The organism is Rothia uropygialis, assembly GCF_004137765.1.
Lineage (GTDB): Bacteria > Actinomycetota > Actinomycetes > Actinomycetales > Micrococcaceae > Rothia.
Genome location: NZ_NOIS01000005.1, coordinates 147520 through 170483, shown reverse-complemented (window position 1 = coordinate 170483; position 22964 = coordinate 147520). Strand labels below are relative to the sequence as shown.

General features: G+C 61.1%; 17 protein-coding genes. 4 read left to right on the top strand and 13 right to left on the bottom strand.

Annotated features, from left to right (window positions below):
* Positions 1-228 precede the first annotated feature (228 nt).
* A complete protein-coding gene (gene mfd, locus EWV35_RS11880) occupies positions 229-3864 on the top strand; it encodes a transcription-repair coupling factor (RefSeq protein ID WP_129662176.1) in 3636 nt (1211 codons plus the stop codon).
* A 249-nt stretch (positions 3865-4113) separates the two neighbouring features.
* Here mfd and EWV35_RS11875 read toward each other — a convergent pair whose 3' ends face one another.
* From EWV35_RS11875 to EWV35_RS11860, 4 genes are all read right to left on the bottom strand, one after another.
* Positions 4114-4437 carry a DUF1772 domain-containing protein gene (locus tag EWV35_RS11875; protein WP_129662174.1) on the bottom strand — a complete coding sequence of 108 codons (324 nt, stop codon included), beginning with the start codon at positions 4435-4437 and terminating at the stop codon, positions 4114-4116.
* Between the two features lie 96 nt (positions 4438-4533).
* Positions 4534-5208, bottom strand: a complete 675-nt coding sequence (deoC, locus tag EWV35_RS11870) for a deoxyribose-phosphate aldolase (protein WP_129662172.1) — start codon at positions 5206-5208, stop codon at positions 4534-4536.
* Positions 5209-5275: 67 nt separating this feature from the next.
* Positions 5276-7009 (bottom strand): phospho-sugar mutase, encoded by a 1734-nt coding sequence (locus tag EWV35_RS11865; RefSeq protein ID WP_129662170.1) that lies wholly within the window; start codon positions 7007-7009, stop codon positions 5276-5278.
* Positions 7010-7045: 36 nt separating this feature from the next.
* Complete coding sequence (locus tag EWV35_RS11860) at positions 7046-7852, bottom strand: purine-nucleoside phosphorylase (protein ID WP_129662380.1); 807 nt, start codon at positions 7850-7852, stop codon at positions 7046-7048.
* 191 nt (positions 7853-8043) lie between these two features.
* Between EWV35_RS11860 and EWV35_RS11855 the strand changes: the two genes are divergently transcribed.
* Positions 8044-9459, top strand: coding sequence for an NAD(P)H-quinone dehydrogenase (locus tag EWV35_RS11855; RefSeq protein ID WP_238654478.1), 1416 nt, complete (start codon positions 8044-8046; stop codon positions 9457-9459).
* Positions 9460-9540: 81 nt separating this feature from the next.
* Here the strand turns inward: EWV35_RS11855 and EWV35_RS11850 are convergent, their stop codons facing one another.
* From EWV35_RS11850 to EWV35_RS11810, 9 genes are all read right to left on the bottom strand, one after another.
* Positions 9541-10962, bottom strand: a complete 1422-nt coding sequence (locus tag EWV35_RS11850) for an MFS transporter (protein WP_129662166.1) — start codon at positions 10960-10962, stop codon at positions 9541-9543.
* Positions 10963-11315: 353 nt separating this feature from the next.
* Positions 11316-13133: an acetyl/propionyl/methylcrotonyl-CoA carboxylase subunit alpha gene (locus EWV35_RS11845; RefSeq protein ID WP_394342449.1), complete on the bottom strand. Its 1818-nt coding sequence runs from the start codon at positions 13131-13133 to the stop codon at positions 11316-11318.
* 53 nt (positions 13134-13186) lie between these two features.
* Positions 13187-13906 (bottom strand): Maf family protein, encoded by a 720-nt coding sequence (locus EWV35_RS11840; protein ID WP_238654476.1) that lies wholly within the window; start codon positions 13904-13906, stop codon positions 13187-13189.
* Between the two features lie 54 nt (positions 13907-13960).
* Entirely contained in the window at positions 13961-15484 is a 1524-nt protein-coding gene (gene exaC / locus EWV35_RS11835; RefSeq protein WP_129662164.1) for an acetaldehyde dehydrogenase ExaC, read from the bottom strand.
* Between the two features lie 115 nt (positions 15485-15599).
* Positions 15600-17114: a dicarboxylate/amino acid:cation symporter gene (locus EWV35_RS11830; protein ID WP_129662162.1), complete on the bottom strand. Its 1515-nt coding sequence runs from the start codon at positions 17112-17114 to the stop codon at positions 15600-15602.
* Positions 17115-17285: 171 nt separating this feature from the next.
* Positions 17286-18983 carry a DUF885 domain-containing protein gene (locus tag EWV35_RS11825; protein ID WP_129662160.1) on the bottom strand — a complete coding sequence of 566 codons (1698 nt, stop codon included), beginning with the start codon at positions 18981-18983 and terminating at the stop codon, positions 17286-17288.
* A 101-nt stretch (positions 18984-19084) separates the two neighbouring features.
* A complete protein-coding gene (locus EWV35_RS11820; RefSeq protein ID WP_129662158.1) occupies positions 19085-19336 on the bottom strand; it encodes an acyl-CoA carboxylase subunit epsilon in 252 nt (83 codons plus the stop codon).
* A 12-nt stretch (positions 19337-19348) separates the two neighbouring features.
* Complete coding sequence (locus tag EWV35_RS11815) at positions 19349-20980, bottom strand: acyl-CoA carboxylase subunit beta (RefSeq protein WP_129662156.1); 1632 nt, start codon at positions 20978-20980, stop codon at positions 19349-19351.
* Between the two features lie 155 nt (positions 20981-21135).
* Entirely contained in the window at positions 21136-21417 is a 282-nt protein-coding gene (locus EWV35_RS11810) for a YciI family protein (RefSeq protein WP_129662154.1), read from the bottom strand.
* 103 nt (positions 21418-21520) lie between these two features.
* Between EWV35_RS11810 and EWV35_RS11805 the strand changes: the two genes are divergently transcribed.
* Positions 21521-22423 carry a biotin--[acetyl-CoA-carboxylase] ligase gene (locus tag EWV35_RS11805; RefSeq protein ID WP_129662152.1) on the top strand — a complete coding sequence of 301 codons (903 nt, stop codon included), beginning with the start codon at positions 21521-21523 and terminating at the stop codon, positions 22421-22423.
* On the top strand, positions 22420-22902 hold the full coding sequence (locus EWV35_RS11800) for a PH domain-containing protein (RefSeq protein WP_129662150.1): 483 nt from the start codon (positions 22420-22422) through the stop codon (positions 22900-22902). The genes EWV35_RS11805 and EWV35_RS11800 overlap by 4 nt, the downstream gene beginning before the upstream one ends.
* Positions 22903-22964: the final 62 nt, after the last annotated feature.

The following is a 22964-nucleotide window of genomic DNA, read 5'->3' as shown; positions in this document are numbered from 1 at the left end:
TTCAGGCTCAGTCTAGCGGGAAGAACGCGGCCGAACCCGGGCCGAGCCTTGCAGGGTGGTTAAGCCTGGAGCATGGGCCCGTGGAGCGGGATCGACGACGGGCGTAATGTAGGGTTCGTTCGGTTCCATGCCGAGCATCGCCCGTGTGTCTCGAAAGAATTCGGGCGCTTTCTGCGTGCCCAAAACCGGGTGCAATCCCAGACCCCGACCATTCAAGGACTGCGTTTTATGAGCCTCATCGGGTTGCGAAAAGCCCTCGACAAGGAACCGACTTTCGCCAATGTTCTGGCTCAGGCATCTCGTGCGTCAGCCGAGCGCTCCGCGGAGACCGTGATCGGTGCCGCGGAAGGACTCCGCGCGCCACTTGTGGCACAAGTCACCGATGGTCTGGGCGCGGCGACCGAACAGGGCCTGATCGGGGAAACGGATCAGCACGCACCTGTGGTCCTGGCGATCACCGCCACCGACCGTGAAGCCGAGGACCTCGAAGGGATCCTGGGATCCTACCTGGATCCGGGCAGCGTGACACGTTTCCCGGCGTGGGAGACGTTGCCTCACGAAAGACTGTCGCCGCGCTCGGACACGGTGGGACAGCGCTTGGCCGTGCTACGCAGGATCTCGGAAGCCCAGGACGTCGTGCGCGTGGTCATCGCACCCATCCGTTCCGTTCTCCAGCCTATTTCTGCAAGTTTGGAGTCCATGAAGCCCGTGCGCCTGGGGGTGGGTGAAGAACATGACTTCGAAGAGACGGTCGAGGCACTGGCCTCAGCGGCGTATTCGCGTGTGGACTTGGTGACCAAGCGCGGTGAATTCGCGGTACGCGGAGGGATTCTGGATGTTTTCTCTCCCATCGAGGACCATCCCGTCCGCATCGACTTTTTTGGCGACGAGATCGACCAGATGAAATGGTTCGCGATCGCCGACCAGCGCACATTCACCCCCAAAGAAGGGGAGGACCCGACGGAGCTGATCGCTCCGCCGTGCCGGGAAATCCTGATCACCCCAAACGTCATGTCTCGGGCCGCGACATTGAAGAATACGCTGCCGGGCGCCGAATCCATGTTGGAGAGAATCGCGGGCGGAATCTATGTGGAGGGTATGGAATCCCTGGCTCCTCTCCTCGTGGACGAGATGACGACTCTGATCGCTTCCTTGCCGAAGGACTCGATGACAGTTCTTCTGGAGCCGGAAAAGGTTCGTACGCGTGCCGCGGACCTGGTCGCCACGAACGAGGAATTCCTTCTCGCCGCATGGGAGCAGGCCTCCAACGGGCAGCAGGCTCCCATCGACATCAACGAGACGGGCCTGGCCCAGGCCAGTTTCATGTCAGTCTCGGATGCGCGAAGCGAAGCCCTGGAGTTGGGGCACGGCTGGTGGTCCATCACGTCCTTGGGAGTAGACGAGGCGATCGAGGACGAGGCCGACAGCCTGACGATTTCGGTTCGGGCCCCATTGACCTTCGCGGGGAACGTGGATGCAATGCTCGATGTCGTGGGCGATCACGTGCGCAACGGGTGGCAGGTCGTGGCGGTTACGGACGGCCCGGGCCCGTTGAATCGATTGACCGAATTGTTCCAGGGGGCCGACCTGCCTGCCGCCCGACGTGAGGACCTCGATGAGGAGCCGCAGCCGGGCATCATCGAGCTCACGACCTCGCCTCACGGAACCGGATTCGTCCTCGAAGAAGCGAAGATTGCTCTTCTGACGGAATCCGACGTCCTGGGCAAGGCCAGCCCCTATACGACGCGTGACATGAGGAAACTCCCCGCTCGGCGCCGTCGCAACGCGGTGGACCCGCTCGCGCTCAAGCCCGGGGATTACGTTGTTCACGAGCAGCACGGTATCGGGCAGTTCGTCGAGCTGATTCAGCGGCCCATTGCCGGGGCCATGGTCAAGCCTGGCCAGCCGAAGCCGATGAAGGAGTACTTGGTTCTGGAGTACGCTTCGTCGAAGCGTGGGGCGCCGCGGGACCGGCTTTTCGTTCCGACGGATCAATTGGACCAGGTCACCAACTATGTTGGCGGTGATGCACCCACGCTGTCCAAGATGGGCGGCTCCGACTGGGCGAAGACAAAGTCACGGGCCCGAAAAGCCGTCAAAGAGATCGCTGCCGACCTCATCCGCTTGTATTCGGCACGCATGGCTTCACGCGGCCATGCCTTTGCTCCGGATACGCCCTGGCAACGGGAACTGGAAGAGGCGTTCCCGTACGTGGAGACCCCCGACCAGCTGACGACGATCAACGAGGTCAAGGCCGACATGGAGCGGGAAATCCCGATGGACCGGTTGATTTCGGGCGATGTCGGGTACGGCAAAACCGAGGTTGCCGTGCGGGCCGCATTCAAGGCCGTTCAGGACGGAAAACAGGTAGCAATCCTCGTGCCGACGACGCTGCTGGCTCAACAACATTCCGAGACGTTCACCGAACGCTTCAGTGGGTTCCCCGTCCGGGTCGCGACTCTTTCGCGTTTCCAGACACCCAAAGAATCCAAAGCGGTCGAATCCGGAATTACCGACGGAACCATCGACGTCGTCATCGGCACGCACCGGTTGCTTTCATCGGACATCACTTTCAAAGACCTCGGGTTGGTGATCATCGATGAAGAGCAGCGATTCGGCGTCGAGCACAAGGAAAAACTGAAGACGTTGCGGACCAACGTTGACGTGTTGGCCATGTCCGCGACGCCGATTCCCCGAACGCTGGAGATGTCGCTGACCGGTATTCGAGAGACTTCAACGTTGGCGACGCCTCCCGAGGAAAGGCATCCGGTCCTTACTTTCGTGGGACCGCACACCGAAAAGCAGGTCGCTGCGGCAGTGCGTCGTGAGCTGATGCGCGAGGGCCAGGTCTTCTACGTCCACAACAGGGTCTCCTCGATCGACCGGGTCGCTTCCGACCTGCAAAAACTTGTTCCGGAAGCCCGCATCGCCGTGGCTCACGGACAGATGAGCGAAGCCCGGCTCGAACAGATCATCGTCGATTTCTGGGAGAAACGATTCGACGTTCTGGTATGCACCACGATCGTGGAGACGGGCCTGGATATTTCCAATGCCAACACGCTGATTGTGGACCGGGCGAATAATTACGGGCTTTCGCAACTTCACCAGCTCCGTGGCCGAGTTGGCCGAGGGCGCGAACGTGCCTATGCCTATTTCTTGTATCCTCTCGAGAAGCCGCTGGGCGAGGTCGCCCTGGAACGGCTCAAGGCCGTGGCGGCTCATAACGAGCTCGGCGCAGGTATGCAGCTGGCTATGAAGGATCTGGAAATCCGTGGTGCCGGTAACCTTCTCGGCGGTGAGCAGTCCGGGCACATCGCGGGAGTGGGTTTTGACCTGTATTTGCGTTTGGTCGGCGAGGCCGTCGCCGACTACCGAGGCGAGGAGCAGGAAGAGGCTCCTGCCGAGATGAAGATCGAGCTCCCCGTGGATGCTCATCTGCCACACGATTACGTTCCGGGGGAGCGGCTCCGGTTGGAGGCATACCGCAACCTAGCGGCTGCGGCGAGTGACGAAGCCGTTGACGAGGTCGGAGCTGAACTGCGTGACCGTTACGGTGAATTGCCGCAACCTGCCGAGAACCTCCTCAAGATTGCGCGACTGCGCATCAAGGCGAGGTCGGCGGGGCTTACCGAGATCATGGTCATGGGACCGAAGATTCGGTTCTACCCGGTGAACTTGGCCGAATCCCGTGAGATGCGCCTGAACCGCATGTACCCGAACTCGCTCATCAAGGTCGTGCAAGGTACCGAGCAGAAGCAAATACTGGTCCCCAAGCCGAAGTCCGCGCCCGTGGGTGGCAAAGACCTGGTCGATGACCAGATTCTCGAGTGGGTCGAAGGGTTCATCGACGCGGTTCTGAGCTAGAGGCTTGGGGCGCCGGGCCTGTCCCGATGGTCCTGACGGGCGGCTTCGTACGCGAGACCGCCGCGTCCTCTGGCGGCGAGCCGTTCCTGAGCCGGCGGAGAGCCACTTGAGGTGAAGGCTTCGACATCGCTTTCGGCCTTAATCAATGAAAAGCCACGATGGATGCTGACCCGTCCAGGTCGGTATCCATCGTGGCTTGATTCATTCCTCACCGACGTCACGGTTTGGAAGGGGCGCTTTTCGGAGAGCCTAGAGCTGAGTCAGTTCTTTGCCCCCGGGGGAATCCTTGGCGGTTTTGCCCCGAAGGATGTTGAGGGGCACCATGAAGGTCAATCCATACAGGACGATCGCGATCGCGAAAGGCAACCATGCCTTGGAATCGGAGATCCACAGGCCGAAGCAATAGAAGGACGCGACCAGCAGAATCATGCAGAAGATGAAGGTCAACAGGTTGCTGACCGTGTGGCCTTCTCCGGAATGACTCCGGACCTTCTGGTTCGACGGGTACGCCTCCGAATTCTGTGCGTAGTCGGCTGCCCCTTCCCTGAACGCCGATTCTTCTCCGTGGGTCATGCGATCCTCATTCCTCAAGGTTGGTCACTCAAGCATCACTTGGGGTGACGCAGAGTCGATATCGAGTCTTCTCTAGTATAAGAGCTGTCCGGCCGTTTAGCTTGCCCCGATGATTTCGATGCCCTTCGATGCTCCGATCCGGTTTGCGCCGGCCCCGATCATGGTCAGCGCGTCCTCCCGGGTTCGGATACCTCCGGACGCCTTGACTCCGATGTCCGGGCCGACGGTCTTCCTCATGAGCTCGACGTCCTCGACAGTGGCTCCACCGGTCGAAAAACCCGTGGACGTCTTGACGAAGTCCGCCCCTGCGGCCACGGCTGCCTTGCAAGCGAGGACTTTCTGGGTCTCGTCGAGAAGGCAGGTCTCGATAATGACTTTGAGCAACCCCTCGCGTTCGTGCACGGCGTCCGCCACGGCCTTGATATCGGCCGTCAGTGCATCCTCGTCCGACTCCAGGGCAGCCGCTATATTAATCACCATGTCGATCTCGCGTGCCCCGTCCGCCAAAGCGGTGGCGGCCTCGAAAACCTTGGTGTCAGTGCTGGCAGCACCGAGAGGGAAGCCGACGACAGCGCAGGCAACAGCCGCGCTGCCTTCGAGCTCCTGCGCGACCAACTTGGCCCATACCGGGTTCACGCATACGGACGCGAAACCATGATCGCGAGCTTCCTGACACAGACGCAACACGTCCGTCGAGCGAGCATTCGGCGCCAGAATGGTGTGGTCGATCATGCCCGCAAGATTCTCGGGAATGTTGTTGGTTTCGGTCATGAGTGCTCCATCTTCAAAGAGTCAGTGCCCCGGAAAGGGGGCCGAAAAATAATGCCCAGGTAGAATCCTACGACTCCGTATCCACACCAAGGGCCCCCGCGGTATCTTTGCGGAGCTCCGCCAAACGCTGCTCGGCCACCGCACGAGCTTCGGGCAGACTGTCCCGCCCCTCAACCGGGACCACAGCCTCGAGGTAGCACTTGAGTTTGGGCTCCGTGCCTGAAGGGCGAACGATGACACGCCCACCGTCTTCGGTGAGGTACAGAATGCCTTCAGTCGGAGGGAGACTTTTGGAACCTTGCGCAAGGTCTCGTACCTTGACCACGGACGAGCCTCCGAGCTTCTTCGGCTGCCCCTGGCGCAGTCGCTCCATCATCGCCCGGATGCGAGTCAGGTCCTCCACCCGAACCGAGAGCTGATCGGTCGAATAAACGCCGTGTTGGACGGCAATCTCATCGAGCACGTCCAAGAGCGACTTCCCGGCGTCCTTGAGCTTCGCCGCGTAATCCGCAACGACGAGGGCGGCCGATATACCGTCTTTGTCCTTGACCAAGTCAGGTGCCACACAATAGCCCAACGCCTCTTCGTAGCCGTAGACCAGGCCCTGCACCCTTGCGATCCATTTGAAACCCGTCAGGGTCTGCCGATGCTCAATCCCGTGTGCCTTGGCCATTTCCCCGAGCAATCGGGAGGAGACAATCGAATTGGCGAAATAACGACGTGTCCCACTCGAGGCCGGTAGGCGCTCGAGCATGATTCGTCCGATGATCGCACCCACTTCGTCGCCGCGGAGGATGCGCCAGCCGCCCTCCGTTTCCGTATCCGGCACCGCGAAAGCAACCCGGTCCGCATCCGGATCATTGGCGATAACGAGGTCCGCACCCCGATCCCTGGCCAGTTGCAGGGCCAGATCCATTGCGCCAGGCTCTTCGGGGTTCGGGAACGTGACCGTCGGGAACTTGGGGTCGGGCAGAGCCTGTTCCGGAACCACGTGCAAGCGATTGAATCCGGCACGGGACAACACGAAGGACATGACCTCGCCTCCCACGCCGTGCATCGGCGTCAGGACCACGCTCAAGGAGCGGCTCGCGGGGGCCATCCCAGGAATCAGTGAAGTGACTTCATGCTCGTAGTCGCGCGCAATGCGTTCCGGGAGCACGGTCCACCCGGAATCAGCTCGCTCGATGCGATCGACAGTGGGGGCCTGCGCGATTTTCGCCGCGATTTCGGAATCCGTTGGTGGAACGATCTGAGCCCCACGAGCGTCTTCGCCAACCGCTTGACCGCCCAAATAGACTTTGTACCCGTTGTCCGAGGCAGGATTGTGCGATGCCGTGACCATGACCCCGACGTCGGCCTTCAACAGACGCGTTGCCCACGCCAACACTGGGGTGGGCAGAGGAAGCGGCATGAGGAATGCATCGAGGCCAGCCGCCGTGAAAATTCCGGCCGTATCGCGTGCAAAGGCATCCGACTTGGTGCGAGCATCGAAGCCGATGATCGCTCTCGGAGTCGAGCTCCAATTCTCCTTGGCCGCTCGTTCCTTCAAATAGGTCGCGACTCCGTACGCCGCCTGGGCCACCACGGCACGGTTCATGCGCATGGGTCCCGCACCTAGTGCGGCGCGCAGCCCAGCGGTACCGAATTGGAGCGTCCCGGAGAAACGCTCGCGCAGTTCCGCTTCCCCTTCAGCTGTCTCGGCACGGCTGACCAAGTCCAGGAGTTCGCGCTGAGTCTGAGGATCGGGATCAGCCTCGACCCACCGGATGGCTTCGTCGATCAGTTCGGTCGTCGTTGTCATGGATAAACCTCGTTGTTCTCCTGCAGGGCCTGGGTTCTAGGTGTCCAAGCGTTCGATGATCTGCGCCAGCAGCTTGGAGATCCGAGGGCCGGCGTTGCGCCCTTCCTCCAGTACCTCATGGTGGTTCAGCGGACTGTCCGAGATGCCCGCGGCGAGATTGGTGACCAGGGATATCCCGAAGACTTCCAGACCAGCGGAGCGGGCGGCGATCGCTTCCAAAGCCGTCGACATTCCGACGAGGTCGGCGCCCAAGGCTTTCGCCATACGAATTTCCGCCGGGGTCTCGTAATGCGGGCCCGGAAGCTGAAGGTACACACCTTCCTCAAGGCTCGGATCGATTGAGCGGGCAATATCCCGAATGCGAGGCGAATAAAGATCCGTCAGATCCACGAAATGCGCTCCGACCAGCGGAGACCTGGAGGTGAAATTGATGTGATCCCTGATGAGCACGGGAGTTCCCGGGCTGTACGTGGGCTGAAGCCCCCCGCAGCCGTTGGTCAGGATCATGGTTGAGCACCCGGCTGCGGCCGCAGTCCGTACGCCGTGGACTACCGGGTCGACGCCGCGGCCCTCGTACAGATGCGTGCGCGCACCAATGACCAGCGCATGGCGGCCCGCCGGCGTCGTGATGGACGACAAGGTGCCCGAATGACCCGCGACATCGGAGGCGTGGAAACCCGGAACATCCGCGGCATTGAGGACGTGCGTGGTCTCACCGATCAATTCGGCGGCACCGCCCCAGCCCGACCCCAACGTCAGGGCATAGTCGTGCTGCTCGATGCCGGTGTGCGCGGCGATGTACTCGGCGGCCTCCTGGGCCAGCCGGTTGGGCTCGAACGCCATGTCCGAGGAGTTGCCCGGAAGCTTCACGGGAAGGGTGTTTTTGCTTGTGGTCACGTGTCCAAACCTAGCAGGATACGGCTGGATATGAAGGGCCGAAGCGAATCCCACAGGGCAAAACACCGGGGGAGTTCAAGGGAACTTATCTCATCAAGAGTTGGAGGGTCTCGGGGCTGTGGTGAAGAATGAACCACGTGAGCGAAGCTATTGCATTTACACCACAGAAGATCATCATCATCGGCGGCGGCCCCGGAGGATACGAGGCAGCGCTGGTGGCGGCAAACCTGGGTGCCGACGTTACCCTCGTCGAGAAGAAGGGGATGGGCGGCTCCGCGGTGATCACGGACGTCGTGCCGTCCAAAACCCTGATTGCGTCGGCCGACACCATGAACCGGTTCAGTGAAGCACCGGCCCTGGGCATCCGGACGCGCGCAGGCGACGAACTCGTGGAGCTCGAAGTTCATATCGACAAGGTCAACCGCCGCTTGCTGAACCTTGCGAAAGAACAGTCCAAAGACATCCGGCGAACGCTCGAAAAAGCCGGCGTCAAGATCATCGACGGGACCGGCCGACTGGTCAATGAACACACCGTTGAAATCCATGACAGCAAAGGCTTGACCTACCAGCTTCAGACGCACGCGATCCTGCTGAGTGTGGGCGCACACCCTCGTGAACTGGACACCGCCAAGCCAGACGGCGAGCGCATCTTCAACTGGACGCAGCTGTACCAAATTCGAGAAGTCCCGGAGCACCTGATCGTGGTGGGCTCCGGAGTGACCGGTGCAGAATTCGCTTCGGCCTATCGCGGGTTGGGCTCGGAAGTCACACTGATCTCCTCGCGCGACCGGGTCCTGCCGAGCGAGGATGAAGACGCCGCCAAAGTTCTGGAAGACGTTTTTGACCGCCGCGGTCTGAACGTCATGCCGCGTTCGCGCGCCGCTTCTGTCGAGCGGGACGGCGACGGTGTCATCGTCACGCTCGCCGACGGCCGCAAGGTATCCGGGTCGCATTGCCTCATGGCCGTCGGCTCGATTCCGAACACGCACGATCTTGGGCTCGAAAATGCGGGGGTCACCATGACAGAGTCGGGTCACATCGCCGTGGACGGCGTCTCCCGGACGACTGCCCCCAACGTCTATGCTGCCGGCGACTGCACTGGTGTCCTGCCGCTCGCATCCGTTGCGGCGATGCAGGGGCGGATAGCTATCGCCCACCTTCTGGGGGACTCGGTCTCGCCGCTGAAGAAGCATCGCGTGGCTTCGAACGTTTTCACCTCGCCGGAGATCGCCACGGTGGGTGTCTCCCAGGCGGACATCGAAAGCGGTCGTTACCAGGCCGATACAGTGATGTTGTCACTGTCGACCAACCCGAGGGCCAAGATGATGGCCGTGGAAGACGGCTTCGTCAAGATCTTCGCTCGTAAGGGGTCCGGCACGATTATCGGCGGAGTAGTCGTCGGGCCGCGCGCCTCCGAACTGATCTTCTCGATCTCCTTGGCAGTCAACAACAAAATGTCCGCCGACGAGTTCGCGGACACGTTCTCGGTCTATCCCTCTTTGACGGGGTCGATGTCCGAAGCGGCGCGTCGTCTGCACAGGATGCCTTCCTAGAACCACGCGGCTTCGAAAAACACCGCCGTGCTCACCCCTGTGGGGAAGCACGGCGGTGTTGTGCGTTCTAGGAGGAACGACTTACTCGGCGTCGGAGCTGACTGCGGCCAGATCGACGTCGCGTGTTTCGTGCGAAATCAGCAATGCGATCATCGTGATCACCGCGGCACCCGCGAGGTACCAGCCAACGGCACTCACGCCGCCCTGCGCGTTCAACCAGACCGCAACGTAAGGGGTGATCGCGGCACCCAAAATCGACGCGACGTTGTAGGAAATTCCTGACCCCGTGTAGCGCACATTGGTCGGGAACAACTCGGGCAGGTAAGCGGACATCGAGCCGAAGGAAAGCCCCATGATGGCCATTCCGATCGAGATGAACAGGATCAGGCCGGGGATATTCGCGTCGGTTCCCGTACCGATGACGGAAGGAGCCATGAAGAGGCCGAAACTGAGCCCGAACAGCAATATCAGCACATTTGTGATGAGCTGTTGGCGACGGCGCCCGATCTTGTCCGCGAGCCACCCGGACACCGGCACGAAAGCCGCGAAGAACAAGACGGCCAAAAGCTGAACCTGCAAGAAGGTGTGGTACGGGACTCCCAGACCGGCGCCCTTGGAGGGCTTGCCGATGCCGTAGGAGAGGATCCACGCGGTCATGAGATAGAACAGCACATAGCAGGACAACATGATGAAGGTTCCGAGGATCATCGGCTTCCACGCGGTCTTGAAAGCGTCCACCAAGGGCGTTTTGACCTTTTCACCACGCTGGACGGACTGCTTGAAGACCGGGGTCTCTTCTAAGCGGACGCGAACGTAGAGACCCACGGCGACCATGACGACCGAGAAAATGAACGGTATACGCCAGCCCCAGATCAAGAACGGGGAATCCATGGCCGCGGCGTCTTTGGTCGAATCGAAATTCATCCACGTGGTCAGCAAGAGAACGAATGCATTGGCGAGGATGAACCCGATGGGGGCGCCCAACTGAGGCCACATCGCGGCGCGGGCCCGTTTGCCCGGTTTCGCATACTCAGTCGCTAGCAGGGCTGCCCCTGACCATTCGCCTCCCAGCCCCATACCCTGGGCGAATCGCAGGATCGTCAAGAGCGCCGGCGCCCAAAACGAGATCTGGTGGTATGTGGGCAACAGGCCGATCAGGAAGGTCGCCAAACCCATGGTCAGGAGCGCGCCGACGAGCGTGGCCTTGCGGCCGATGCGGTCACCGAAATGCCCAAACACCACCGAACCGATGGGGCGTCCGAAGAATGCCGCAGCAAACGTGGCCATCGAGGCCAGGAGTTTCGTGGTGTCATCCTGCCCCGTGAAGAAGAGCGCGGGGAAAACGGCAACGGCCGCCGTAGCATACACGTAGAAGTCGTAGAACTCAATAGTGGTGCCAATCAGCGAAGCCGTAATGATGCGGTGCTGGGGGACCTTGTGTTCAGCAGGCGGCGCTTCGGCCGGCTTCGAACCGGTCGGAACGGACGTGTCAGAAAGCGACATCGAGGCTCCTTAAAACTCAAAAGACGCCGCAATCGGGCGCCATGGTGCGTGATCGTCTTCTTACCCTAGGGTCAGTATCTACATGCTGGACAAAGCGTTCCACATACTGAGAGTCTCGGTCCTGTGGGCGCCACGCTCCGCGAGCCCACAGCGCAAGCCGTCTCATCCGATGTCCTCGGGGTGCGGGTTTTGGTCCGGTGAGTCGGCACAAAGGCCCCGAATCGGTTGGGGAAGCGATGGTTCCCGCGGGCTCGGCGAGGGAAGACGGCGGGGACGAGGGGAGGGGCGAGATACAGAGAGGGCGGCGTCGTGGATGACGACGCCGCCCGCGCGAGACGAGGTGCCCTCGATGGTCACTTGATGGTGGCGATTACCGATCCGGCCGTGACCGTGTCACCCGGCTTGGCCTTGAGACCGGTCACCTTGCCCGACTTGTGCGCTGTCAGAGGCTGTTCCATCTTCATGGCCTCAAGGACCACCACGAGGTCGCCCTCACTGACCTTCGCGCCGTCCTTGACCGCCGTTTTCACAATGGTGCCCTGCATGGGCGATGTGAGATCGTCTCCGCTGGTCGCCGCCGTCGCGGTTCCGGAGCGGTTTTTGCGTTGGCGCGACTTCGATGCCTTGGATGAGGAACTGGAGGCACCCTGGAGAGAGGGGATGAGGACCTCAAGTCGTTTGCCGTTGACCTCGACCACGACCTTCTGCCGCTCGTCGTCCTCGCTGTCGACGGACCCAGGCATGCCACCATACGGTTCGATGGTGTTGTTGAACTCCGTCTCGATCCATCGCGTATGAACCGAGAACGGCTCCTCACCTTCCGGAGCGAATGCCGGATCCGAGACGACGACGCGGTGAAAACTTACGGCAGTGGGCATCCCGGTGATCTGAAGTTCGGCCAGAGCGCGGCGAGAGCGTTCGAGGGCTTGCTTGCGAGAGTTGCCGGTCACAATCAATTTGGCCAGCATCGAGTCGAAATTGCCGCCGATGACGTCGCCGCCGACAACGCCCGAATCCCAGCGAACGCCGGGCCCCGAGGGAACCGAAAGGGTTTCGACGGTTCCCGGCGCGGGCATGAAATTGCGTCCCGGGTCCTCACCATTGATGCGGAATTCGAACGAGTGCCCACGCAGCTCGGGATCCTCGTAACCGAGAACTTCGCCGCGGGCGATGCGGAACTGCTCGCGGACCAGGTCAATGCCTGAAACCTCTTCCGAGACGGGATGCTCAACCTGCAAACGAGTGTTGACCTCGAGGAAGCTGATCACGCCGTCCTGGCCGACGAGGAATTCACACGTTCCCGCGCCCTGGTACTCGGCCTCGCGAAGAATTGCCTTGGACGACTCGTAGAGACGATCCAGCTGCTCATCCGAAAGAAAAGGAGCAGGGGCCTCCTCGACCAATTTCTGGTTGCGGCGCTGCAATGAGCAATCCCGGCTGGAAACCACGACGACATTGCCGTGCGCGTCGGCGATGCACTGTGTCTCAACGTGGCGCGGAGCATCGAGGAACCGTTCGATGAAACATTCGCCTCGACCGAAAGCTGCCGTCGCCTCGCGGACGGCTGAGTCGAACAGCTCCGGGATGTCATCCCTTTCACGCGCTACTTTGATGCCGCGTCCGCCACCGCCAAAGGCGGCCTTGATCGCAACGGGCAGACCGTATTGATCCGCGAAGTCCAAAACCTCTTGTGCATTCGCCACCGGATCCTTGGTCCCAGGGACCAAGGGAGCGCCGACCTTCTCGGCAATGTGGCGAGCGGCAACCTTGTCTCCGAGCTCGGTGATGGCCTCGGGTGAAGGCCCTATCCACGTGATTCCGGCTTCCTGGACGGCTCGGGCGAATTCCGCATTCTCGGACAGGAACCCGTAACCGGGGTGAATGGCGTCCGCTCCGGAACGCTGGGCGGCATCGAGAATCTTGTCGATGACGAGATACGAGTCGGCGGCGGTGGAACCCCCTAAGGAGAATGCCTCGTCCGCGAGCTTCACATGAAGCGCTTCGCGATCGGGTTCCGCGTACACGGCGACGGTTTGCATGCCTTCATCGGCGGCAGCGCGAATCACGCGAACCGCGATTTCACCACGGTTTGCGATCAATACCTTATTGACCGGTCCGCTCGTGTAGCGGGAGCTCGCGCTTCCCTTGTGCTCTGACTCAGTGATGGTCACTCATCCACTCCTTTTAATCCTCCCGTGAGCTTAGTAGCAAATGTGTCATTTGACTAAGTATTCCGGTTCCACAATTGAGCTATTTCCAAACCGCGCTCTCGGAGCAGGTGTTTGAGGGCATTGACGCTGAGGCCGAGCACCGTGTGAGACTCTCCCCGGATTCCCGTAATGAAGGCTGCCCCAAATCCTTCGATGGTGAATGAACCCGCGACTTCCAAGGGCTCTCCCGTGGCGACGTAGTCTCGGATTTCTTTGTCGCTCATGTCGTCGAATGTCACGTCGGCGGAGCGAACCTCGCCCAAACCGGTCGGTTCATTCGAGGTGTTGACGCCATCCCGGACATCGACCAGCCAGTGTCCCGTATGCAGCGTTCCTGTGGTCCCGCTCATATCGCGGATTCGCGAGAAGGCAACCTCCGGCTCGTACGGTTTCCCGAAAGCCTCGCCATTCAACTCGAAAACGGAATCGCAACCGAGTACCAGACATCCTTGGCTCTCGGGGAGCGCCGCAACCGATTCGGCCTTCGCGCGTGCGAGGGTCGATGCCATCTGTGCCGGAGACAGGGGTGCACCCTGCTCCTTCTCTGCTTGCTCGACCGCAGAGGATTCATCGACCCCGGAAACGATGGTGCGGAAGCGGAGCCCCGAGGCCGACAAGACGGACGCCCGTGCGGGCGACTGCGAGGCCAAGATCAGCTCAGGCGCGCTGGCCTCAGGAACGGAACCGGGTTCGGAGACTTGGTGATTCTGCGGAGACGACATCGGGGTGCACACGGAGACCAGTCTAGGCCAGTCGTGTGCACCCCGAGGGCCACCTGGGGGTCAAATCTAGAAGAGCCCGGTCGGCTCCTCCGAGTAGGAGATCAACAAGTTCTTGGTCTGCTGGTAATGATCCAGCATCATCAGGTGATTTTCCCTGCCGTATCCGGACTTCTTGTACCCGCCGAATGCGGCATGGGCCGGATATGAATGGTAGTTGTTGACCCACACACGGCCCGCCTGGATGGCCCGACCTGCACGGTATGCGGTGTTCTGGCCGCGGGTCCAGACTCCGGCGCCGAGTCCGTAACTGGTGTCGTTGGCGATTTGAATGGCCTGGTCATAGTCCTTGAACGTGGTCACACCCAATACCGGGCCAAAGATTTCCTCCTGGAAGATACACATCGAATTGTCTCCCCGGAAAACCGTCGGTTGGATGTAGTAGCCACCCTTGAGGTTGCCGTCAAGCTCCAAGGACTGGCCACCGAGAAGGACCTCAGCTCCTTCTTGCGGCCCCTTCTCCAGGTAGGCGGAGATCTTCTTGAACTGCTGCTCGGAAGCCTGGGCTCCGACCATGGTTTCGGTATCCAACGGATTCCCCTGTTTCATCTTCCGTGCACGCTCGAGGCCGTCGGCGACGAATTGGTCCGCGATGGACTCCTGGACCAATGCACGCGAAGGGCAAGTGCACACCTCGCCCTGGTTCAGGGCGAAGGACACAAAGCCTTCGAGGGCTTTCTGGTAGAAGGAGTCATCCTGGGCCGCGACGTCCTCGAAGAACAGGTTGGGGGACTTGCCACCCAGTTCAAGTGTCGAGGGGATGATGTTCTCGGCCGCAGCCTTGGCAATGACCGAGCCGGTGGTCGTCTCCCCGGTGAACGCGATCTTGCAGATACGCTCGCTCGTGGAGAGGGCCGCGCCGGCTTCCTCGCCGAAGCCGTTGACGATGTTGAGAACGCCTTCGGGGAGGATGTCCTGGAAAATTTCCGCGACCAAGAGGATCGATGCCGGCGTCTGCTCGGCCGGCTTGAGGACCACGGTATTGCCCGCGGCCAGAGCCGGAGCAATCTTCCATGTTGCCATCAGAATCGGAAAGTTCCACGGAATGATCTGACCGACCACACCGAGGGGTTCGTGGAAGTGATAGGCAGTCGTATCTTCGTCGAGCTGGGAGATACGACCTTCCTGAGTCCGGATGGCCGCAGCGAAATATCGGAAATGGTCGATGGCGAGGGGAATATCGGCGGCCAAGCACTCTCGGACGGGCTTGCCGTTGTCCCAGGTCTCCGCGACCGCGATGCGTTCGAGGTTGGATTCCATGGCATCGGCCAGTTTGAGAAGAATCCCGGCGCGATCGGCGGCCGAGGTCTTACCCCAGGTTTCGAATGCCTTCCACGCGGCATCGATGGCCAGTTCGACGTCTTCCGCCGTGCTCCGGGGAACTTCGGTGAAGACCTCGCCCGTAATAGGAGTCTTGTTCTCGAAATACTCGCCTTTGGTCGGCGGCAACCACTTGCCTCCGATGAAGTTCTCGTACCGAGCGCGGAATGCCGCGGGTGAATCGGATGAACCGGGCTGAGCGTAAACCGTCATGGTGTCTCCTTTGACGTCCAATTAACGTGACGAACATTACTATAGCGACCGAGGGGCAGGGAGGTCACTCCTTCCTGCCCCTCGTAAGTGTCGCAGGAGACTGGTGACGAGACGGTCAGCGCGGGGAAGACCCTGCGGGTTCCCGATTCGAATCCACGGCTTCTTCCGAAGAGGCTTCCGAGGTCGCCCCGAGGCCCGATGTGGATTCGTTGTCAGCCGGGGAGCCCTCGGCGAATTCTGCGGCAGACAGATCCGACTCGAACCAATCGCTCGAGCGGCGCGCGTTGTACAACCCCTCGTCCAGGATGCCTTCCCGCTTGGAAATGATGGCGGGTATCAGCGCTTGCCCCGAAACGTTGAGGGCGGTACGGCCCATATCGATGATGGGGTCGATCGCAAGAAGCAGCCCTACGCCGTCGAGCGGCAGTCCCAAAGTCGACAGGGTCAGCGTGAGCATCACGGTTGCACCTGTCGTACCGGCCGTGGCCGCGGACCCGAGTACCGAGACCACCACGATGAGAATGTACTGCGCGACGCTCAGATCAATTCCGTAGAACTGGGCAACGAACGTTGCGGCCAACGCCGGATACACGGCGGCGCAGCCATCCATCTTTGTCGTGGCGCCGAAGGGTACGGCGAAGGACGCGTAGGCCTGGGGGACGCCGAAGTTCCTTTCGGCAACACGCTGGGTCACCGGCATCGTGCCGATCGAAGACCGAGAGACGAAGCCGATCTGAGCGGCGGGCCACACACCGGAGAAGAACTGCTTGATCGAAAGGCCTTGAGTTCGCGCCAAGATCGGGTAGACGACGAATCCTATGATGACCAGCCCAACGTAGAGCAGGATGACGAACTTCGCGAGCGATCCCATGGTGGTCCAGCCGTAGGTGAAGACTGCCGAGCCGATCAGGCCCAGGGTCCCCAGCGGTGCCAACCTGATGATCCACCAGAGGACTTTCTGGATGATGGCCAAAGCGGAGCGGATGAAGGTGAGGAAAGGCTCGGCCGCTTTGCCGACCTTGAGGGCCGCGATGCCGATCGCACCGGAAATCACCAGGATCTGGAGGACATTGAAATTGGGTGTCGAGGTGAGGCCGTCTGCGCCGGCATCCTTGGTGCTCACGGTGAGTCCCAAGAAGTTGGCGGGGATGATGCTCGTGACGAAAGCCAGCCAGGAGCCGGTCGTGCCCGAGTAGGACTCAGGAGCGGACAAACCGGTGTTGGCACCCGGGCGGAAGATTGCGCCGAGCAGAATGCCGATGATGACGGCGATCAGTGCCGTGCCCGCGAACCACAAGATCGTCTTCCACGCGAGACGAGCCGCGTTGGTCACCTGGCTGAGGTTGGCGATCGATGAAATCACGGCGGTGACCACGAGGGGGACAACGGCGGCCTTGAGAAGGGAAACATAACTGGTGCCGATGGTATCCAGCGTGGTCATCAGCCAATTGGGGTTCTTTTCGGCATCGCCGCCCAGGGCGAGTGCCAGGAAACCCAGGGCGACGCCGAAGACGAGGCCCAAAAGGATTTGCACACCGAAATTGGTCATCCACGAGGGGAGTCGATGAGCACGTTGCGAGGATGCTGGCGCGGAAGAATCACGCGCATTGGGGGAGGGGCGAGTAGACATGTGCTCAACCCTAATCTTTGGACAAATAACACAGAAAAGGACTGAGAAGAAATGTTACGGGAATAAAGTGTGAAGGTGTTGTGCGTCATACTCTTGCGCCACGTCGGTGGCGTAAGTCCCGGCTCCTTCACGGGCGCTACACAACGCAGCACGGTGTTTGAAAAGCCCGCTTTACGCCGACAAGGCTCGTTTGAGGGTGTCGAGCCCGACGGAGCCGATCTTCAAGGCCCGCGAGTGGAAGTCCTTCAGGGACTCACCGCGCGCTACTGCCTCGTCGCGAAGCTGCTCCCACATTCGCTGGCCAACTTTGTAGGACGGAGCCTGCCCACACCATCCGAGATACCTGTTGAATTCGAAGTCCAGCTGGCCTAGGGGAATCGCAAAATTGTGGCGCAAGAATTCGTACCCCGATTCCGGCGACCATGTACCCGGAGCGAGGTCGAGTTCCTCGACCCACCGCTGGGGAATCTCAAGTTCACAGTGCACGCCGATGTCGAAGACCACACGGGCCGCACGCATACGTTGGCCATCGAGCATGCCCATCATGTCGCCGGGATCGTCCAGGTAGCCGAGGTCGGCCATGAGCCGCTCGGCGTACAGGGCCCAGCCCTCGCCATGACCCGAATACCATAGGCCGTTGGCGCGCCACTTATTCATGGTCTCAGCCATCGCCGCCGCGGTCGAGATCTGCAGATGGTGGCCCGGAACGCCCTCGTGGTAGACGGTCGAGGTTTCGCTCCACGTGGTGAATTCCGATTCGCCTTCGGTAATGGACCACCACATCCGCCCAGGCCTGGAGAAGTCTGCGGACGGGCCCGTGTAGTAGATGCCACCCTCTTGGGTCGGCGCGATCATGCATTCCAGGTCACGCATCGGGCCTTCGATCACGAAGTGCTCCTTCGCGAGATTCTCGACCGCTCGGTCGGAGAGGTCTTGCATCCAATCGCGCAGCTCTTCCTTCCCGTGGAGCTTCCGCGAGGGGTCTTCGTCGAGAACGGACTTGGCTTCACGGACGGAGGCCCCTGACTTGATCTGATCGGCGACTCTTTGCTGCTCCGCAATGATCCGGTCGAGTTCCGCAACGCCCCAGGCGTACGTTTCGTCGAGGTCCACCGCGGAGCCCAAGAAAGCTCGCGAATGCAATGCGTAACGCTCGCGGCCCACGGCGTCGCGCTCAGGCGCCTGCGGCAGGAGCCGAGTTCGGAGGAACGTGGCGAGGTCATCATAGGCCGATCGCGCGCCCTGGGCCGCGGCACGGGCGGTGTTGTCCAGGGCCGCATCCGACGCGGCGGCACGCTGGGCCAGCCGGTCGAAGAAGCCGCCGGGCTCCGTGTAGGCGCCGAATTGCTGGATCAGGAGGCGAATTTGCCGGGCCGCGGCAATTCTCCCCTGGTTCGCAGCTTCCTCCAAGGTTTCTGTAAAGCCCGCGAGCGCCTGGGGAACGTTTTCCATCCTGCCTACGATGTGCAGCCAATCTTGCCGTGTGGACTGGGGCATGAGATCGAAGACTTGCCGGACTTCATGTGCCGGCGTCGCCAGGTTGTTGAGCTCCCAGTCGCCGAGGCCGGCCTCGTGCATTTCGACGGTCAGTCCGAGGCTCTCATTCATCGCATCAAGGGTCACGCGGTCGACGTCGTCCTGGGGATCGATCTCGTTGACCTGCTCGAGAGCCTCCCGCGCGGCCTGGATGACCTCGAGTTTTCCGGCGGGGGAGAGATCGCCGTACTGCGTTTCGTGTCCGGGTATGCCTTCGATGGTCGCGGTGGCGGGGTCCAGCTCCATGAGCTTGTCGTAGTAGCGGTTCGCGACTCGGTCGATGTCGGTGGTCTCGCGATCGAGCTTCAGGGTTGCGGGCAAAGGCGAAGTCATGTCGGCCAGTTTATATGCACATGTTCCAGATCACAGCCGATTCATGCAGAAGCCCCTCCAAGAACCAGCAGGTTCTTGGAGGGGCTTCTGTGGAATGTGCTTTACCTCGGTTTGGCTCGTCGCCATGAGCCCGGACCCGGGGGCAGGCCCGCGCCGATGCGCTGACGGCGCGAGAGCAGACGCCCGACTTCGGTCAGCGGCTTCGCGGATTGCCTGGATTTCGTGGCAGTCTGCGGCCGTTGGGTTTGCAGCACGGCGATGGTCAGGGCCGCGATCTCTTCTTCGCTCGCCGAGCCTTTGACCAGCGAGAACAACGGCTGTTCCGACTCTTGGAGTTCTTCTTCGGGTACCATGTTTCCTTCCCCTTACAGCGGGATGTTGCCGTGCTTCTTGGCCGGCAAAGCGGCCCGCTTGTCGTGAAGAGCGCGCAACGACTTGATGATGTTCACTCGTGTTTCGGACGGAGCGATGACCGAGTCGATATAACCGCGTTCCGCAGCCTGGTAAGGATTCAGGAGCTCTTCTTCGTACTTTTGGATCAACTCGGAACGCAGAGCCTCGACGTCGTCGCCGTTCTCCTCCGCGGTCTTGAGGTCCCTGCGGTACAGGATATTGACGGCGCCCTGTGCGCCCATGACCCCGATCTGAGCCGTGGGCCACGCGAGGTTGATGTCAGCGCCGAGCTTCTTGGACCCCATGACGATGTATGCGCCCCCGTAGGCCTTGCGGGTAATCACCGTGACGATCGGCACCGTGGCTTCCGCGTAGGCGAAGATCAGCTTCGCCCCGCGCCGGATAATGCCGTTGAACTCCTGCTCGGTGCCCGGCAAGAAACCGGGTACGTCCACGAAAGTGAGGATAGGAATGTTGAACGCGTCGCAATGGCGTACAAAGCGCGCGGCCTTCTCGGAGGCTGCGATGTCCAAGGTCCCCGCAAACTGCATGGGCTGATTCGCGATGACGCCGACGGTGCGGCCTTCCACACGACCGTAACCGGTCATGATGTTAGGGGCGTACAGTGCTTGCATCTCGAGGAAATGGCCGTCGTCGACGACTGTCTCGATCACCGAACGCATGTCGTAGGGTTGATTCGCGGAATCAGGGATCAGGCCATCGAGGTCCAGGTCGTCCACCGTGATCTCGGGTTCTTGGTCGTGCTCGACGAGCAGACCGTCCTGAAGGTTGTTGGACGGGAGGAACTCCAGCAACTCCCGGAGGAAATCGAAAGCATCCTCCTCGTCTTCGGCGAGGTAGTGCGAGGTGCCCGTCACGGAGTTGTGCGATTTCGCGCCGCCCAGGGTCTCCATGTCGACATCTTCACCCGTGACGGTCTTGATGACGTCCGGTCCTGTAATGAACATGTGGGAGGTCTTGTCGACCATGATCACGTAATCCGTCAGGGCGGGAGAATAGGCTGCACCGCCCGCGCACGGACCCATGATCACGGAAATCTGGGGAACGACGCCCGAGGCGCGCACGTTCATGCGGAATATATCCGCGAACATGGCCAGCGAAGCGACTCCCTCTTGGATACGTGCGCCGCCGCCGTCGTTGATGCCGACTATCGGGCAGCCGTTGCGCAACGCAAACTTCTGGACCTTGACGATCTTCTCGCCATTGACCTGGGACAGGGAACCACCGTAGACAGTGAAGTCCTGGGAATAGATGGCCACGAGCCGACCGTCGACCGTACCGTAACCGGACACCAGCCCGTCGCCCAGGGGCTTCTTCTTATCCATCCCGAACGCGGTGGTGCGGTGGGTTGCCAAGGCATCGAATTCGACGAAGGAATCCTCGTCCAAAAACATTTCGATGCGCTCGCGGGCAGTGTTTTTGCCACGGGAATGCTGGCGCTCGACGGGAGCTGGACCGGTAGGCATCCACGAGGCCTCGCGGCGAGCGTAAAAATCGGCGATTTTGCCGGCCGTGGTGGTGAGGTCCGGGCCTGGCTCGTTCCGCGCGTCGTCGGAATCCTGGCGGGAGAGATCTTCGGTCATCTTGTCCTCTGTACGAGCTGCTCGGACCCGATACCTGATGCCATCGGGTATCCCAGCGGGAATTACTCTTATTACCTACTGAACCAAGGTAGCAAACGGTGAAAGGTCGTTGATGCCGGCTTGCCGCCTGAACGTCAGGCTGAGTAGGTCGTTGCCTACCCTACCGACCCAAGCACCGGATTCCATTCACGGATCTCGTGTGATGTCACGACCTTGTTGACGTACATCGGATCTTCGTTCAGAAGCGCTTCAACGGCTTCCGCGGAATCGGCCGAAAAGATCAGCAGCGCGCCGTCCTTGCCGCCATCGACATAAGGCCCTGACGCGAGCAATGACCCCTGCTCGAGAAGGCTCCGCAGGTAGGCACGGTGGTCCCCGCGGTATTTCGCCTGTTCTTCGACGGGACCATATGAATAATGCACGGCGAAGTGAGCCATGATGTTCCTTCCGAGCGGAGTTAGCTTTCCGCCTCTAAACTAGCTCACAAGGTCCCACTACACATGGCACGACCAGGCGCCGAGCGAGAGAGAGCACCTCCTTATGAACACGACGACCGTGCAACCCCTGGACGCCGGGCGTTTGTTGCCCGGACCGAACCAGGATTATCGCCTCATCGCCGCGCCGGTCGAACTATTGGACGAAGTCGGGTCCACGAATGACGAGCTCGCCAGCAGACTGACCGCCAGGCGCGAAATCGACCACCTGACCGCTCTGCTGACCGAACACCAGGTCTCCGGGAAAGGCCGCAGAGAACGGGTATGGACGGCCCCGAAATACAGTTCTGCAGTGGTCTCCTTCGTGGTGCGTTCCGAGCAGGGAGGCTCCCGGCTGCCTCCGGATTCATTGCACTGGGTGACGCAAATGCTGGCCCTGGCCGGTCGGGCCGCGATCCGGGAGACCACGGGGTTGCCGGCAACATTGAAATGGCCCAACGACCTGTTGGTCCACGGCCGCAAAGTAGCCGGCATCCTGGCTCGTGTGGTCCCCACCGGCACCCAGAGGCTCGACGTCGTCGTCGGAATCGGCATCAACGTCAACATCGATGCGGCGGATCTGCCCGTGGAAACGGCCACCTCACTCCGGACGGAGGCGGGACAGGACGTGGACCGCACGGAACTGCTGATTCGCCTCATCTGCGAGTTCCGCGCCTATGCGAACGGATTCTTCGCGGCCGGCGGCGATCCGTCGCGGTCCGTCGGCAAGAAACCTTCTCTCCTCGACGAGGTGCGCGCGGCTTTGGACACGCTGGGACGTCGCGTTCGCGTGGAACTCGTGGACCCTGGCTCGAACTTCACGGGCCTTGCGCGCACTATCGACGACGACGGTTCGCTCATGGTGCTCCGGGACGACGGAATGGTCGAAACAGTCTCGGTGGGCGACGTCGTCCACCTCCGCCCTGAGAACGGCACATGGGCGGACGCCGCTGAATCGGAGTCGCCGTGAAATTCCGGGATACTTTGGAGCCCGGCGAGCACGTCATCACGTGCAACCGGGCGCACCCGCTCAAGTTGCTTCGGCCGGCGATCATTGTGTTGGTCGCGATTTTCCTTGTGAATCTCCTGCAGGTCGTCACCGCGAGTCATCCGGCATGGTCCGCGGTGGGGCCGATTCTCATGATCGCCGCTCTGGTCTATGTCGCGGTCCGTCTCGTCACATGGCTCACCACGGGCTATTCGCTAACCAACCGGCGTATTGTGGTTTTTCGCGGGCTGGGAGGCGGCCGCCCGATTTCGATCCCGCTCGAGTATGTTGCCGGGGTCGTGGGTCCCAAGGGGACAGCTCGTCTGACCGGATGCGGAACCATCAGGATCTCCGCCCAAGGGCAGACTTTCGAGCTGACTTACCAGAAAGAGCCCAACAGGTTTTCGGCCCTTTGTTACGAAGCGCATCTGCGCCGAGTAAACGCCCTGCGTTGGCCCTGAAGATCCGGGTAAAACTACCCGGAAGGACCCTGTGATCTGTAGCATGACAGTGAGGCTTCGAG

Excerpts from the sequence above, each read along its gene's own strand:
- EWV35_RS11875 (WP_129662174.1), bottom strand. The coding sequence starts at position 4,437 with ATGACCCACGGAGAAGAATCGGCGTTCAGGGAAGGGGCAGCCGACTAC.
- EWV35_RS11850 (WP_129662166.1), bottom strand. The coding sequence starts at position 10,962 with ATGTCGCTTTCTGACACGTCCGTTCCGACCGGTTCGAAGCCGGCCGAA.
- EWV35_RS11815 (WP_129662156.1), bottom strand. The coding sequence starts at position 20,980 with ATGACCGAAGATCTCTCCCGCCAGGATTCCGACGACGCGCGGAACGAG.
- EWV35_RS11810 (WP_129662154.1), bottom strand. The coding sequence starts at position 21,417 with ATGGCTCACTTCGCCGTGCATTATTCATATGGTCCCGTCGAAGAACAG.
- EWV35_RS11830 (WP_129662162.1), bottom strand. The coding sequence starts at position 17,114 with ATGTCTACTCGCCCCTCCCCCAATGCGCGTGATTCTTCCGCGCCAGCA.
- EWV35_RS11860 (WP_129662380.1), bottom strand. The coding sequence starts at position 7,852 with ATGGCGTTCGAGCCCAACCGGCTGGCCCAGGAGGCCGCCGAGTACATC.
- EWV35_RS11820 (WP_129662158.1), bottom strand. The coding sequence starts at position 19,336 with ATGGTACCCGAAGAAGAACTCCAAGAGTCGGAACAGCCGTTGTTCTCG.
- EWV35_RS11825 (WP_129662160.1), bottom strand. The coding sequence starts at position 18,983 with ATGACTTCGCCTTTGCCCGCAACCCTGAAGCTCGATCGCGAGACCACC.
- EWV35_RS11805 (WP_129662152.1), top strand. The coding sequence starts at position 21,521 with ATGAACACGACGACCGTGCAACCCCTGGACGCCGGGCGTTTGTTGCCC.
- EWV35_RS11865 (WP_129662170.1), bottom strand. The coding sequence starts at position 7,009 with ATGACAACGACGACCGAACTGATCGACGAAGCCATCCGGTGGGTCGAG.
- exaC (WP_129662164.1), bottom strand. The coding sequence starts at position 15,484 with ATGACGGTTTACGCTCAGCCCGGTTCATCCGATTCACCCGCGGCATTC.
- mfd (WP_129662176.1), top strand. The coding sequence starts at position 229 with ATGAGCCTCATCGGGTTGCGAAAAGCCCTCGACAAGGAACCGACTTTC.
- deoC (WP_129662172.1), bottom strand. The coding sequence starts at position 5,208 with ATGACCGAAACCAACAACATTCCCGAGAATCTTGCGGGCATGATCGAC.